Here is a 14,127-nt window from a genome sequence, read left to right on the forward strand (position 1 = left end):
TCGCCCTTCTCCTGCTGCCAGTTGAAGGGGGATGAGCCGCATACTCTCCCCCAGTCTCGCACTCCGCTCGACCGGGAGCCCCCCATTCGGTTTCCCCGCCCCACCAGGGAGGCAGAGCATGGCCGTCACCACCCGTCGCAGAGCCCTCACCACCTTCGGCGCCGCCCTCGCGGCTGCGGTCGCCCTGCCCGGCGCGAGCGCGCTGGCGGACGACCGGACACACCGCCCCCGCCCCCCGCGGCCGCTGTGGCGCGCCCACGCGCACAACGACTACGAGCACCCCCGGCCGCTCCTCGACGCACTCGACCACCGCTTCGGCAGTGTCGAGGCCGACATCTACCTCGTCGGCGACCAGCTCCTCGTCGCCCACGACCCCGAGGACCTCGACCCGGCCCGCACCCTGGAGTCCCTCTACCTCGACACACTCGCCGCCCGCGTCAAGGCCAACCGCGGATCGGTGTACCGCGGTCACCGCGGCTCGCTGCAGCTGCTGATCGACATCAAGACCGAGGGCGCCTCGACCTACCTCGAACTCGACCGGCATCTGCGCCGCTACCGGCACCTGTTCACGACGTCCGCCCACGGCAAGGTCCTGCCCGGACCGGTCACCGCCGTCGTCTCCGGCGACCGGGCGGCGCGGGTACCGATGGCGGCGCAGAAGGTACGCCGCGCCTTCTACGACGGCCGGCTGGCCGACCTCGGCAGCCCGGCGCCCGCCTCCTTCGTCCCGCTGATCAGCGACAACTGGACGCTGAACTTCACCTGGCGGGGCGCGGGCGAGTTCCCGGCGGCCGAGCGGCAGAAGCTGCACGGCATCACGCGGGCGGCCCACTCACGGGGGCAGAAGGTGCGGTTCTGGGCCACGCCCGACGTGGCCGGGCCGGAACGTGACGCGCTGTGGACCGAGTTGCTCGCCGCGGACGTCGACTTCGTCAACACCGACGACCTGCTCGGTCTGGAAGCGTTCCTGGACGCGCACCGGGCGTAGACCTCGCACGTCCGTCGGTCACGGACATCACACTTTCGGGGGACAGGTCAGCCACCCGGAGGAACCCTCCGCTACGCCACACTTGCGGCCGAACGCCGCGAAGCGGACGTGGCGGAGGAGGTTGACGATGGCCATTTCCATCTCTGTGGTGCTGCTTCTCTTCATCCTGGCGGTGATCTTCGTGCGCAACGGGGGGCTCAAGCTCACGCACGCGATCGTCTGCCTGCTTCTCGGCTTCTACCTGGCGGGTTCGAGCATCGCCCCGACCATCCACAGCGGCCTGACCGCCACGGCCGACATCGTGAGCGGCCTCAGACCATGAGGCCCGCGTGGTGCTGAGCGTCAGTCGCCGTAGAAGACCCCGATCCCGTTCGGCACCGGGCGTTCCACGCCCCCGCTCGGATGGTTGCGCACCGAGACGGTGCTCGCGCCCGGGGCGCGGGCGACCAGCGTCGAGGAGCCACCGCCGTCCAGGCTGAAGGCCTGCACGGAGCCGAGCCGCCGCATCGTGTCCGCCACCTCGGCGACCGTCAGTCCGGTGCGGTACGCGGGGGCGCCGTCCACCGCGAGGAGCAGCACCCGCCGTCCGCCGTCCGCGATGCCCACGGCCGTGCGCACGGCCGCCGTCCGGTCGTCCAGGCCGGGCAGCGGCCGCCCACCCCGCAGCAACGGGCGGCCACCCAGGGCGAAGCGGTACGGGATCCGCGAGGCCGACGCCACCAGCCGCTGCCGCACCCGCACGGCCTCGCCCACCGCGAACTTCCGCAGCCACCGTGCTCCCGCCTCCCGCCCGACCAGCACCGTCGTCCCCTTGGCGATCGGGCCGCTCCCGGGAGTGCCGGCGCTCGCCACCAGCCGGCCGTTCCTGACCGTGACCTCGTGGGTGTCCGTGCTGCACGGCGCCGCACGGTCGGTGTCGGTGCCGCAGGTGGCACGCGCCCGGGAGACAGTGCCCCACGCCGCTGTGAACGCGCCGACGGAGCCGACCGGCAGCGCGTACTGGTTGAGGCCGCCCAGTGCCAGCACCCCCTCCGCTGCGGTCACCGACCCCTTGAGCACCAGGCTGTCCAGCCGGGCCCGCCGGTCGGCCCCGACGCCCACGACGTCCCTGGTGCTCGTGCCCGGTGGGGGCGCCGGGCCGAACCGCTGCCCTTCCGGAACCGCCGCTTTCAGCGCCGTGCCCCGCCGGATCACCGGTCCGACGCTCGCGCCGGTGACGGGGACACCGGGGTGCTGGGTCTCGGTCAGGTGGAAGAAGTCCCCGTTGACCCCGGCCACCGCGCCCTGCGCATCGGCGAGTTGGGAGACGGTCGCCCGCGCGGCCGTCGCCCCGGGGTACAACAGGTCGAGGCGGACGCGCGGGTTGCGCAGGTCGACGTCGAGCACATGGACATACGTCGGCCCCTTCGCCGCCTGGACACCGAACTGCCTGTGCACCACGCCCGGCGCGATCCGGGTTCCCTCCGCGGCGCCGCCGGCCGGGACGGCCCCGACCGGCGAGGCCCCGGCCAGGGCGGCACCGGTCAGCGAGCCGAGGGCCGCGAGCACCGCGAGGAGCGTTCTGCCTGACACGAAGCGACTCTGACGAAGCGTCACCGAACCCCCTGAGGTCTCGTCAAATTTCCCAGGACGCGCGGACGACGCACCAGACGGCAGTGTCCGAAGGGGTGACGGTGGGCCGACGAAGGGGGCGAACGAACAGGCGGGCCTGTATGCCGCGGTGAGGAGGGGTGGGGGAGCGAGGTGCTGGGTGAGGCCTGCCGCGGTGAGATGCCGGCGTTGTCAAGCGGGGGCTCGTGTGGCACGGGCGTGGCGGGCGGCCGACTATGAAGGGCCCGGGTGGGGCACCCGGGCCGCCGCCGCGAGTGGCGTACGGCACGGGGCTTCGGCCAGGGGCTTTTGCCTCAGCGGCGGAGGGAAGGTCGGGCCATGGCGACGATGACCGTTTCCGCGGTTCCGGTGACGCGACCCGGCTGGCGTCGGGCCCTGGTGGCCGGCGGGGCCGGCTTCCTGGGCTCCCACCTGTGCGAACGTCTGCTCGCATGCGGTGTGGGTGTCGACTGCGTGGACAACCTGTCGACCGGGTCGGTGGACCACGTCCGGCACCTCGGCGCACACCCCGGCTTCCGGTTCCTGGAGCTGGACGTCACGGACCCCGGTGCCCCGGACACTCTGGGCGGGCCCTACGACCTGGTCCTGCATCTCGCGGGCCCCGCCTCACCGGCCGACTGCCGGGACCGCCCCATCGAAGCGCTGGACGCCGCCGCTCTCGGCACCCGCAACACGCTGACCGTGGCGGGCCGGGCGGGAGCGCGGTTCCTGCTCGCCTCGACAGGCCACGTGTGCGGAGATCCTCCGGGGCCCGCACTGCCGGAGGAGAAACGGTGCGAGCCCGAGCCCGCCGGGCCGTCGAAGGTGTACGACGTGGCCATGTGCTTCTCCGAGGCCCTGACCGCCGCGTACGCCACCGCACACGGCACAGACGTGGGGATCGTGCGCCTGTACGACACCTATGGCCCGCGGATGCGGGCGGACGGCCCGCTGTCGATCCCGGCCCTCGTGGAGCAGGCCCTGGCGGGTGTGCCGGTCATCGTGGCCGACGACGGCACGGGCGCCCGCTCCCTGTGCTATGTCGGCGACGTGGCCGAGGGTGTCCTGCGGGTCGCCGCGAGCCGGTCCCTGCGGCCCGTCGACATCGGCGGCGGGGACGAGACGACGGTCCAGGAGATCGCCCGTCGGGTGATCGACCTGACCGGTTCCCGCGCCGGGCTGGTGTTCGGTACGGCCCACCCGTCCGATCCTGGCCGGAGGCGGCCCGACCGATCCTTCGCCTCCGAGCTGTTCGGATGGATGCCCAAGGTGTCCTGGCAGGACGGGTTCAAGCGGACCATCGCCCACTTCGCGGGTCGCCGGCCGGACGCGGCCTTCTCCAGCAGCCCCCAGGCGGAGCGCGGCGGCGGACCGCCGGCAGCGGAGGCGGTGCCATGAGGGTGCTGCCCGCATTTCCGGACCCGGGCGCTTGGACGCTGCCGTCGGCCCGGTGCCTCGGCGTCCGCCCCTACGTCTGCATCGGCGTCCGCCGTAGGTGTACCTCAGCGTCCGCCGTACGCGTCGCGCGGAACCAGTCGATCGTGCGCCGCAGGCCGTCCTCCGCCTCCACCCCGGGCTCCCAGCCGAGCTTGTCGCGCGCCGGCGTGATGTCCGGGCAGCTTGCCGCCGGGTCGTCGGCCGGCCGTTCGATGAATCGGATCTCCGAGGAGGTGCCGGTGAGCCGGATGACCAGACGAGCGAGGTCCAGCATGGTGATCTCGTCCGGATTGCCGAAGTCGACCGGACCGCTCATGCCGTGCGCCGCCGCCGCGAGGATGCCCCGGACGGTGTCCTTGACGTAGCACAGCGAACGCGTCTGGCCGCCGTCGCCGGTGACCGTGAGCGGCTCGCCGTCCAGAGCCTGGCTGATGAAGGTCGGCACCGCCCGGCCGTCGTCGCCGCGCATCCTCGGGCCGTAGGTGTGGAACAGCCGCACGATGCAGGTGTCGGTGCCCTTCGCCTCCGCGTGGGCCATGGTGAGCGCCTCGCCGAACCGCTTGGCCTCGACGTAGACACTGCGCGGGCCGACCGGGTCGGCATTGCCCCAGTACCGCTCGTCCTGCGGGTTCTGCCGCGGGTCGCCGTAGACCTCCGACGCCGAGGCGAAAAGGAAGCGGGCGCCGTGGGCATGTGCCAGGTCCAGGGCGTGGCGGGTGCCCAGGCTGCCTGCCTCCATCGTGTGAAGGGGCAGCCGCAGATAGTCGGCCCGGGAGGCCGGAGAGGCCAGGTGCAGTACGAGATCGGGGGGCCGTCTGACGGGCAGGTGTTCGGCGACGTTCGCGTCGACCAGGGTGAATCCGGGGCGGTCGAGGAGCGTCGTGACGTTCTCGGCCCGGCCGGTGCTGAAGTCGTCCACACAGGTGACCGCCGTGCCGGAGTCCAGCAGTGCGGCGCACAGATGCGAGCCGACGAAGCCCGCGCCGCCCGTGACGACGGCGTGCTCCCGGAAACGTGAGGATGCGGTGGTCATTCAGGTCTCCTCTGTATGTGACGACGACGGCCTGTCGGGTGCCTGGCGCCGGTAAGGGATCCTGGTTGTCGCTGTGCCGGCCTCGCCTTCTCTGCCACGCCGCTGAGGGCCCGGGCGGGCCCCGGGGTAACGGGATCAGCGTCCTCCGTCCGGGCCCCGGGAGCCTTGAGGTGTACGGCAACCGGGTGATGCACGCTGGGCGAGCCCTGGGTGGGCGTGGCCGGGGGAGGGCGGGCGTTGGCCGGTGCCGGCCCCGGCCCTGGGAACGGCCGGTCACGGCGCCCTGCCCCAGGAACCGTCGGTGACGCTCCCGGCCCGTGGAGCCGGAGGCGCCCGCGCTGGAGGCCGTGGGCACGGCCCGGGGAGGCCGCCGGCGCCGTCCCGTCAGGGGGCCCGGCGCTGCGATGGTGGCGTGCCTCATCCCGTGAAAGGATGACGCTGCCTGTCGGAAAGTACCTGGTCGAGGGATTTCTCCTCGCCTGGGGGTTTCTCCTGCGCGGGTAAGGCAACCCGGCCCCGGCCCGCGACAGCAACCACAGCGAATCATGGGGTGCCGCCCCGACCTCCGCGGCGCCTTCGCAGCTGTCCCGGACCCCGAACTGCTCGTCAGCTCCTTGGACAGGAGTTCTGGATGACCATCACCACACAGCCTTACCGACCCGCAGGACCGGGGCCGCGTATCGGCCTGCTCGGCTCCTACGGCGGCTTCAACCTCGGCGACGAGGCAATCCTGACCTGCGTCCTCGGCTGCCTGCGCGCTCACCGCCCGCAGGCCCGGCTCGTCGTCTTCAGCCGGAACGCCGAGCACACCCGCAGCCACCAGCCCGCCGCCGACGAGGTGGTCGACTGGGAGGGCGTACCGCAGAAACAGATCCTCGACGTCCTGTCGGGCCTGGATCTGCTGGTGCTCGGGGGTGGCGGCATTCTCTACGACGGCGAGGCGCGCCGCTATCTGCGCCTGGTGGGCGCAGCCCAGGCGCGGGGGGTGCGGACCTTCGCGTACGCCGTCGGCGCGGGCCCGCTGCGTGAGGCCGAGGACCGGGAGGCCGTACGCGCCGTGCTGTCCGCCATGGACGAGGTCGTCGTACGTGACGAGGAGTCCCGGCTGGTGCTGGAGGAGGCCGGGCTCGAACGCGAGGTCACGGTGACCGCCGACCCGGCGCTGCTGCTGCCACCGGAGCCCTTCACCGAGCAGATGATGCGGCAGGAGGGCATCCCCGCCGACACCCGGCTGGTGGGAATGTCGGTCCGCGAACCGGGCCGGGCCGCGGAGAAGCTCGACGAGAGCGACTACCACGCACTCCTCGCCGATGTGGCGGACTTCCTGGTACGACGGCTCGACGCCCACGTGGTCTTCGTGCCGATGGAACGTCAGGACGTCCACCACGCCCACGGCGTGCTCTCCCGGATGACCGCACCGGACCGGGGCCGCATCCTGCACAGCGTCTACAGTCCCGGCCAGGTCCTCGGTTTCATGAACCACCTCGACCTCGCCGTCGGCATGCGCCTGCACTTCGTGATCTTCGCCGCGCTCTCCGGGCTGCCCGTGCTGCCGCTGCCGTACTCCGGCAAGGTCTTCGACTTCTCCCGCCGTATCGGAGCACCGGCGCTGGTCGGCGTGGCGCGCGAACAGGCGGGACTGCTGCTGGCGGAGGTGGACCGGCTCTGGGACGAGTTCCCGCAACGCCGTGACGATCTCGGCGCGCGTGTCCAGTCGCTGCGGGGTGCCGCGCGGGAGACCTGTGTCCGCTGCACCGTGGTCCTCGACGCCCTGGACGAGCGGCCGGAAGCGATGCCGGACGTCGCAAGGCCCGGCCTGCACCTGCTCCAGCCGGGTACCGGAACGGTGACCTGACGCGCGCCGGGCCGACCGCCTTCGGAACCTCTCCGACGGGAAGAACCGATGCCGATCCTGCAACGACCTCCCCAGCCAAGGACCGTCACCCTGCCGCCCCGCGAGGCCCAGCTCGGGGGCCGGACGGAGGTCCTGGTGATCGGCGGCGGACCGGCCGGCACCGCGGCGGCGTGCGCCGCGGCCGACGCCGGCGCCGACGTGGTGCTCGTGGAGCGGTACGGCTTCCTGGGCGGCAACGCCACCGTCGCCCTCGTCATGCCGCTGATGTCCTTCCACAACGAGCAGAAGCAGGCGGTCTTCACCGGGCCGGGCGAGGAAGGCGACCAGTTGCTGCCCACCGATCACGGCGAAGGCGAGGCCGTGGTCGCCGGCTTCCTGTGGCAACTGCTTGACCGGCTGAACGAGCGCGGCGGCTGCATCCCGCCGTCCCTCCAGACCGGCTACACCGTGCCGTTCGACCCCGAGATCTACAAACTCGTCCTTCTCGACCTGCTCGACGAGGCCGGCGTCCGCATGCTCTTCCATTCCTTCGCCTCCTCGGCGTTGCCTCTCGACGACGGCTGGCGGGTCGTCTTCGAGACCAAGTCCGGCCCTGTGGTGATCGACGCCGACGTGGTCGTCGACGGCACGGGCGACGGTGACGTGGCCGCCGCCTGCGGAGCGCCCTGCGAGATCGGCCGGCCCGAGGACGGGCTGGTGCAGCCGATGACGCTGATGTTCCGCGTCGTGGACATGCTGCGGCCCCGGTTCGCCGAGTACGTGCGTGAGCACCCCGACCAGTGGCGGGGCGTACACGGCCTGTGGGACCTCGTGGAGGAGGCCACCAAGGAGGGCGAACTGTGCCTTCCCCGCGAGGACATCCTCTTCTTCGGCACCCCGCACCCCCGCGAGGTGAGCATCAACAGCACCCGCGTCACCCGCGCGCTCGGCATCGACGTGTGGGACCTGAGCCGCGCCGAGTACGTCGCCCGCCGCCAGATGGAACAGATCGGCCACTTCCTGCGCCGCCGCGTCCCAGGCTTCGAGGAGTCGTACGTCGTGCAGAGCGGTACGCAGATCGGCGTACGGGAGACCCGCCGCATCCTCGGCGACTACCACCTCACCGGCCATGACATCCTGGCGGCGCGCTCCTTCCCCGACGTCGTCGCGCACGGTGCCTATCCCGTCGACATCCACAACCCCCGGGGCAGCGGCACCGTCCTCAAACGCGTCCCTCGCGGCCGCTTCTACGACATCCCGCTGCGCTGTCTGCTGCCACGCGACACGGACCACCTGCTCGTCGCGGGCCGCTGCATCTCCGGCTCCCATGTGGCGCACTCCTCCTACCGCGTCATGCCCATCGCCATGGCGACCGGCCAGGCGGCCGGAGTCTGCGCCGCGCTGGCCACCCGGATCAGGCGCAGCCCACGTGAGGTGCCGCATCTCCTCGTCCAGCAGGAGCTGATGCGCCAGGGGGCGCGGTTGCAGCTGCCGGCTGCGGCGACGGCGGAGATCGGTTGATGCGGTGGTGGGTGGAGGTCAGGTGCTTGGGGGCCGTCGTCGCAGCGGCTTCCTCCGGGGCGTGCAGTGCGAGGTGTGTCGGTCAGACGCGGTGGGCGGCGTCGGCCGAGGTGGCGGGTGTGGCCGAGGCCACGAGTCTCAGATAGCGCGGCCAGTCCCAGTGCGCGCCGGGGTCGGTGTGGTCGGTGCCCGGTATCTCGTGGTGGCCGATGATGTGGGCGCGGTCCTTGGGTATGCCGTACTTCGTGCAGATCGCCGCGGTGAGGGTGGCCGACCGCGCGTACATGGCGTCCGTGAAGTAGCCGGGCTGGTCCACCCAGCCCTCGTGTTCGATGCCGATGCTGCGTGTGTTGTGCTCCCAGCTTCCCGCGTGCCAGGCGATGTCGGACTCACGGACGCACTGCGCCACATGTCCGTCGCCGGACCGGACGACGTAGTGCGCGGACACCTTCTTGCGGGGGTGCTGGAAGACGGCCAGGGTCCCGGAGTAGTCGGTCTGCGTGACGTGGATGACCACCAGGTCGACGGCGTGGGTGACGGGGCGGTCGGCCTCCGTGTAGTTGGCGGGACTCGCCGGCTGCCACTCCGCGAGCGGGTGATCGGGAGCCGGTGTCTGCGCACCGGCCCGGGGTCCGGGCAGCAGCGCGTAGGGGACGATGGCCAAGGCGGCGCCTTTGAGGATCCGTCGTCGGTGGGGGAGCGGCCTTGCCTGTTCCATGCGTGTTCGCCTCTCGGCTGAGTCGGCTGGAGAAAGTGGATAGCGGGGCAGTGGGCAACGGGCAGTGGGCAACGGGGCAGTAGGCAACAGGGCAGTAGGCAACAGGGAAGTGGGCAACCGGGGAGGGCGGCGGCCTGCTGAACCGCGCCTCACGTGAATCACGGTACGGCGCGGGGCGGTTGGCTGAAGGCCGTGCCGCCGATCCGTGGATCACCGCGGCGTTGTGGACAACTCGCTCACCCGAACGGGTGGTGGGCAGGGTTCCAGGAGCCCGCAGAACCCGCAGAACCCGCAGAACCCGCAGAACCAGCAGAACCAGCAGAACCAGCAGAACCCGCTGACGAGCCTTACGGAGGGCGTCAGCCCACCGACCGCACCCCCGCGGGATCATCCAGCACCCCGCGCACCACCCAGTGCGCGGCCCCCAGCAACGGCCCCTCAGAACCCAGCCGTGACACGGACACCGGGCAGGCAGGCCCCGTCGTGCGGCGGGACAGTTCGGACCGCAGCGACGGCAGCAGCCAGGGCGCCAGCCCGGCGAGCGCGCCACCCAGAACCACGCTCTCGGGGTCCAGCAGATTCACCGCCCCGGTCAGCGCCACACCGAGCGCCTCCCCCGCCGCGCGCAGGGCGCGCCGCACCTCCTCGTCACCTTCCGTGGCCCGCCCGGCGAGCAGTCCCACGCGGTCCTCACCCGGCTCCAGGCCGGCCGCGCGCAGCACCGCCTCCTCGCCGGCGTACTGCTCCAGGCACCCACGGCCGCCGCAGGCGCACTCCGGCCCGTCGGGCCGGACCGGCACATGCCCCAACTCGCCCGCGAATCCGCGGGTTCCGCGCAGCAGACGGCCGTCCACGACGACGCCCGCGCCGATACCGATCTCGGCCGACACGTGCACGAAGTCACGTGGCGTGCCCTCGCCGAGCCACAGCTCGGCCAGCGCGCCGAAGTTGGCCTCGTTGTCCACCGTCAGCGGCAGCTCCGCCGGCAGCAGGGAACCGAGGTCGGTGTCGTGCCAGCCGAGGTTGGGGGCGCGTACGACGGTGCGGGCGTCACGCGCCACGAGACCGGGCACCGCCAGCGCGAGCCCCGCGGGCCACAGCCCCTCGCGTTCCGCTTCGGCGAGGACCCCGCGTATGAGCGCGGTGAGTTCCTCGATCACCGGCTCGGGGGAGCGGTCGCGATTCGTGCCGTGCCGTACTACTCGCGCGCGCACCTCTCCGCGCAGGTCGACCGCGCAGACGGCGAGATGGTCGACGCCGACCTCCGCGCCGATTCCCGCAGGCCCGCGTCCGCTGACCGCGAGGGCGGAACCGGGTCGGCCACGGCCTACGCGGCCAGGGCGTTCGGGGCCCAGTTCCTCCAGCAGGCCGGACCGGACGAGTTCGTCGACCAAGGTGGAGACCGCCGCACGGGTCAGGCCGATGCGCGAGGCCACCGCGGCCCGCGACAGCGGACCCTCCGCGCCGACCGTGTGCATCACCCGGGCGAGGTTGCGGCGTCGCATGCCTTGCTGGGTGTCCGGCAACGCGCGTCCGGGTCCGGCCGGATGGTCCTTGTGCAGCGGTGCGGTCATGCCCCCGTCCTTCTCCGTAGCCTAGGTCGGTCAGCTCGGTCAGCTCGGTCGCCTCGGCGGTCCTGGTCACCTCAACGGTTCTCGGCGCTCCGTTCCAGCAGCGGAGCCGCGTCGGAGAGTACCCCGGAGATCCTGGCCAGCGTCTCCTCGTCCCGCTCGACCGCGTCCAGCACCGGTCCGTGCGCGGTGTTCCAGCGCCGGGCGACCGCGGCCGGATCCTCGCCGGTGAGCAGCCCGGCCGCCTGGGCAGCCGCGCCGAGCGCGACCAGTTCCCTGGCCTCGGGGACCTGGACGGGGCGCCCCGAGAGCCGTCGTACGGTCTGCTGCCAAGCCGTGCCCCGGGCGCCGCCGCCGATCAGCAGCAACGGCACCGAGGGGTCGGCGTCCTCGTCGAGCACCAGGTCCAGGGCGCCCAGCAGGGCGTGCACGGCACCGTCGTACGCCGCCTGGAGGAGCTGACCGGCGGTGGTGTCGTGGCGCAGGCCGTGCAGGAGCCCCGAGGCGTGCGGAAGGTCAGGGGTGCGTTCGCCGTCCAGGTACGGCAGCAGGGTCACGCCCGTGCCGGGCTCGACGGCCTCGCGGTCCAGGCCCAGCAGGGACGCGACGCGATCGACGGCGAGCGTGCAGTTCAGGGTGCATGCCAGCGGCAGCCAGTCTCCGCGCGCGTCGGCGAAGCCCGCCACCGTGCCGGTCGGGTCGGCGGGGCGGCGCCGCGACACCGCGTAGACCGTGCCGGACGTTCCGAGGCTCATGACGGGAGTGCCGGGGCGCAGTCCCAGGCCCAGCGCGGCGGCGGCGTTGTCGCCGGTGCCGGCCGCGACGAGCGTGCCCTTGGAGAACGGCAGGTCGTGGCTGTCCCGCACGGTGCCCGCCACCTCACCGGGCCGGACGACACGCGGCAGCAGCGCCGGATCCAGAGCCACGCGCGCGAGGATCTCCTCGTCGTACGACTCGCTGCCGGAGGCCCACCAGCCGGTGCCGGAGGCGTCGCCCCGGTCGGTCGTGCCCTGCCCGGTGAGGTGTTCGGTGAGGTAGTCGTGGGGGAGCCGTACCGCCTTGGTGGCGCGCACCGCCTCCGGCTCGTGCTCCGCGAGCCAGGCCCATTTGGTGACGGTGAACGACGCGGCGGGCACGCTGCCCGTGCGGTCCGCCCAGTACTTCGCGCCCCCCAGCTCCTCGACCAGCCGGCGCGCCTGCGGTGCCGAGCGCACGTCGTTCCACAGCAGGGCGGGGCGTACCGGCTCACCGCGTTCGTCCAGTGTGACCAGACCGTGCTGCTGGCCGCCGATGGACACCGCCGCGGCTTCGTGAGCGGGCTCGCCGCACTGGCGCAGTGCCTCGCACAGGGCGTCCCACCACTGCCGTGGATCGCTCTCCCGGCCGGCGCCGGAGGTCACCGTGTGCGGCGCCTGACCGCTCGCCACGACCACACCGGTGGCCGCGTCGACGACCAGCGCCTTGGTGGACTGGGTGGACGTGTCCACGCCGACGACGAGCGGACCCTCGGCTGCTGACATCGGGCTCTCCCTGCTTCTGCGGCTCGTGCCTGGATCTTCCGGGCATGTCTCGGGGGAGACACCTGTGTCTCTTCCCACGGACGAGACACAGTCCACGGACGCGGCGGTCTCTTCCCAGAGACGCGTTCGCATACTAATTTGTAAAGTGCCATGACGAAATAGTCGTGTGCGACAGTCGCAAGCGAGCAAGGGAGCCGCGGCATGAACTACCAGCCCACCCCCGAGGACAGGTTCACCTTCGGCCTGTGGACCGTCGGCTGGCAGGGTAGGGACCCGTTCGGCGACGCCACGCGGCGTGCCCTCGACCCGGTCGAGTCGGTGCAACGCCTGGCCGAGCTCGGTGCCCACGGAGTGACCTTCCACGACGACGACCTGATCCCCTTCGGATCCTCGGACACCGAGCGCGAGTCGCACATCAAGCGCTTCCGCCAGGCCCTGGACGCCACCGGCATGGTCGTCCCGATGGCCACCACCAACCTCTTCACCCACCCCGTCTTCAAGGACGGCGCCTTCACCGCGAACGACCGGGACGTGCGCCGTTTCGCGCTCCGCAAGACCATCCGCAACATCGACCTGGCGGCGGAGCTGGGCGCGCGTACCTACGTCGCCTGGGGTGGGCGCGAGGGCGCCGAATCCGGTGCCGCCAAGGACGTAAGGGATGCCCTCGACCGCATGAAGGAGGCGTTCGACCTCCTCGGCGAGTACGTCACCTCACAGGGCTACGACCTGCGCTTCGCGATCGAACCCAAGCCGAACGAGCCGCGGGGCGACATCCTGCTGCCCACCGTCGGCCACGCCCTGGCGTTCATCGAGCGCCTGGAGCGGCCCGAGCTGTACGGCGTCAATCCGGAGGTCGGGCACGAGCAGATGGCCGGACTGAACTTCCCGCACGGCATCGCGCAGGCCCTGTGGGCGGGCAAGCTCTTCCACATCGACCTCAACGGCCAGTCCGGCATCAAGTACGACCAGGACCTGCGCTTCGGCGCCGGCGACCTGCGCGCCGCCTTCTGGCTGGTCGACCTCCTGGAGAGCGCCGGCTACGACGGCCCGCGCCACTTCGACTTCAAGCCGCCGCGGACCGAGAACCTCGACGGCGTGTGGGCGTCGGCCGCGGGCTGCATGCGCAACTACCTGATCCTGAAGGAGCGTTCGGCCGCCTTCCGCGCCGACCCCGAGGTCCAGGAGGCCTTGCGCGCCTCCCGGCTCGACGAACTGGCCCGGCCCACGGCCGCGGACGGCCTGCAGGCCCTGCTCGCCGACCGCACGGCGTTCGAGGAGTTCGACGTCGAGGAGGCCGCCGCGCGTGGGATGGCGTTCGAGCAGCTCGACCAGCTTGCGATGGACCATCTGCTGGGCGCGCGCGGCTGAGGCGTCCATGGTGTGATCTCCGCGCGGATTGCCACGGAATCGTGCCCTCCACGGCATGAGTCGGTGTCAACCTCCGCGTGGGGGTCGCGGCCAGGGCGGCGCTTTCGGGAGCCTGTCACCATGGCCATGCCGCCCGTACCGCCTCAGCCACCCGGCCCCCCGGGTGACACGCCGCCCCCGGGCGGCGGTTTCGGACCACCCACCACTGAATTCGGATCCGTTCCTCCGCGACGGCGGCGCACCTCGGTCCTCCTGGCCGTGGCCGTGCTCGTGGCGGTCGCGGTCGTCGTCGCGTTCGTGGTTCTTAAAGGATCGGGGAGCGACGAGTCGCCGGACGGGAAGCCGGACACCAGCACTTCGTCCGCGGAGCCGACCTTCAGCCTGCCCACCGAACTGCCGACCGAACTGCCCACCAGGCTACCGACCGGACTGCCGTCGCTTCCGTCGCAGTTCCCCACGGAGCTGCCGAGCGGGATGCCGACCGAGGTGCCGAGCGATCTGGAGTCTCTGATCTCCGGCCTCCCGGTCGACGCACTGCCCTAGCCCG

12 protein-coding genes are annotated in these 14,127 nt (G+C 72.2%); 7 read left to right on the forward strand and 5 right to left on the reverse strand.

Annotation, left to right across the window (positions count from 1 at the left end):
- Window positions 1-118 precede the first annotated feature (118 nt).
- Together ACIHCM_RS13465 and ACIHCM_RS13470 are read left to right on the forward strand one after the other, a co-directional pair.
- Window positions 119-988: a phosphatidylinositol-specific phospholipase C/glycerophosphodiester phosphodiesterase family protein gene (locus ACIHCM_RS13465; RefSeq protein ID WP_399893872.1), complete on the forward strand. Its 870-nt coding sequence runs from the start codon at window positions 119-121 to the stop codon at window positions 986-988.
- A 127-nt stretch (window positions 989-1,115) separates the two neighbouring features.
- Window positions 1,116-1,310: a hypothetical protein gene (locus tag ACIHCM_RS13470; protein WP_365445044.1), complete on the forward strand. Its 195-nt coding sequence runs from the start codon at window positions 1,116-1,118 to the stop codon at window positions 1,308-1,310.
- Between the two features lie 20 nt (window positions 1,311-1,330).
- Here the strand turns inward: ACIHCM_RS13470 and ACIHCM_RS13475 are convergent, their stop codons facing one another.
- Window positions 1,331-2,584 (reverse strand): phosphodiester glycosidase family protein, encoded by a 1,254-nt coding sequence (locus tag ACIHCM_RS13475; protein WP_399893875.1) that lies wholly within the window; start codon window positions 2,582-2,584, stop codon window positions 1,331-1,333.
- 333 nt (window positions 2,585-2,917) lie between these two features.
- Here ACIHCM_RS13475 and ACIHCM_RS13480 point away from each other — a divergent pair, with 333 nt between their 5' ends.
- Window positions 2,918-3,976 carry an NAD-dependent epimerase/dehydratase family protein gene (locus tag ACIHCM_RS13480; RefSeq protein WP_399893878.1) on the forward strand — a complete coding sequence of 353 codons (1,059 nt, stop codon included), beginning with the start codon at window positions 2,918-2,920 and terminating at the stop codon, window positions 3,974-3,976.
- 70 nt (window positions 3,977-4,046) lie between these two features.
- Here ACIHCM_RS13480 and ACIHCM_RS13485 read toward each other — a convergent pair whose 3' ends face one another.
- Window positions 4,047-5,048, reverse strand: a complete 1,002-nt coding sequence (locus ACIHCM_RS13485) for an NAD-dependent epimerase/dehydratase family protein (protein WP_399893881.1) — start codon at window positions 5,046-5,048, stop codon at window positions 4,047-4,049.
- A gap of 631 nt (window positions 5,049-5,679) precedes the next feature.
- Between ACIHCM_RS13485 and ACIHCM_RS13490 the strand changes: the two genes are divergently transcribed.
- Both ACIHCM_RS13490 and ACIHCM_RS13495 read left to right on the forward strand, forming a co-directional pair.
- Window positions 5,680-6,903, forward strand: coding sequence for a polysaccharide pyruvyl transferase family protein (locus ACIHCM_RS13490; protein ID WP_399893884.1), 1,224 nt, complete (start codon window positions 5,680-5,682; stop codon window positions 6,901-6,903).
- A 48-nt stretch (window positions 6,904-6,951) separates the two neighbouring features.
- Complete coding sequence (locus ACIHCM_RS13495; RefSeq protein WP_399893886.1) at window positions 6,952-8,403, forward strand: FAD-dependent oxidoreductase; 1,452 nt, start codon at window positions 6,952-6,954, stop codon at window positions 8,401-8,403.
- A gap of 82 nt (window positions 8,404-8,485) precedes the next feature.
- On the opposite strand, the gene ACIHCM_RS13500 is transcribed toward ACIHCM_RS13495, so the two are convergent.
- The 3 genes from ACIHCM_RS13500 to xylB all read right to left on the reverse strand — a co-directional run bounded on the left by ACIHCM_RS13500 (window position 8,486) and on the right by xylB (window position 12,212).
- The gene (locus ACIHCM_RS13500) at window positions 8,486-9,121 is read right to left on the reverse strand and encodes an N-acetylmuramoyl-L-alanine amidase (protein ID WP_399893889.1); all 636 of its coding nucleotides are present in this window, start codon (window positions 9,119-9,121) and stop codon (window positions 8,486-8,488) included.
- Between the two features lie 359 nt (window positions 9,122-9,480).
- Window positions 9,481-10,695: an ROK family protein gene (locus ACIHCM_RS13505; protein ID WP_399893892.1), complete on the reverse strand. Its 1,215-nt coding sequence runs from the start codon at window positions 10,693-10,695 to the stop codon at window positions 9,481-9,483.
- Between the two features lie 71 nt (window positions 10,696-10,766).
- Entirely contained in the window at window positions 10,767-12,212 is a 1,446-nt protein-coding gene (gene xylB, locus ACIHCM_RS13510; protein WP_399893895.1) for a xylulokinase, read from the reverse strand.
- Window positions 12,213-12,413: 201 nt separating this feature from the next.
- On the opposite strand from xylB, the gene xylA reads away from it, so the two are divergent.
- Both xylA and ACIHCM_RS13520 read left to right on the forward strand, forming a co-directional pair.
- Window positions 12,414-13,580, forward strand: coding sequence for a xylose isomerase (gene xylA, locus ACIHCM_RS13515; protein WP_399893898.1), 1,167 nt, complete (start codon window positions 12,414-12,416; stop codon window positions 13,578-13,580).
- Between the two features lie 258 nt (window positions 13,581-13,838).
- Entirely contained in the window at window positions 13,839-14,123 is a 285-nt protein-coding gene (locus tag ACIHCM_RS13520) for a hypothetical protein (protein WP_399893901.1), read from the forward strand.
- The last annotated feature ends 4 nt before the right edge of the window (window positions 14,124-14,127 follow it).

This window comes from Streptomyces sp. NPDC052023 (genome assembly GCF_044548465.1).
Lineage (GTDB): Bacteria > Actinomycetota > Actinomycetes > Streptomycetales > Streptomycetaceae > Streptomyces.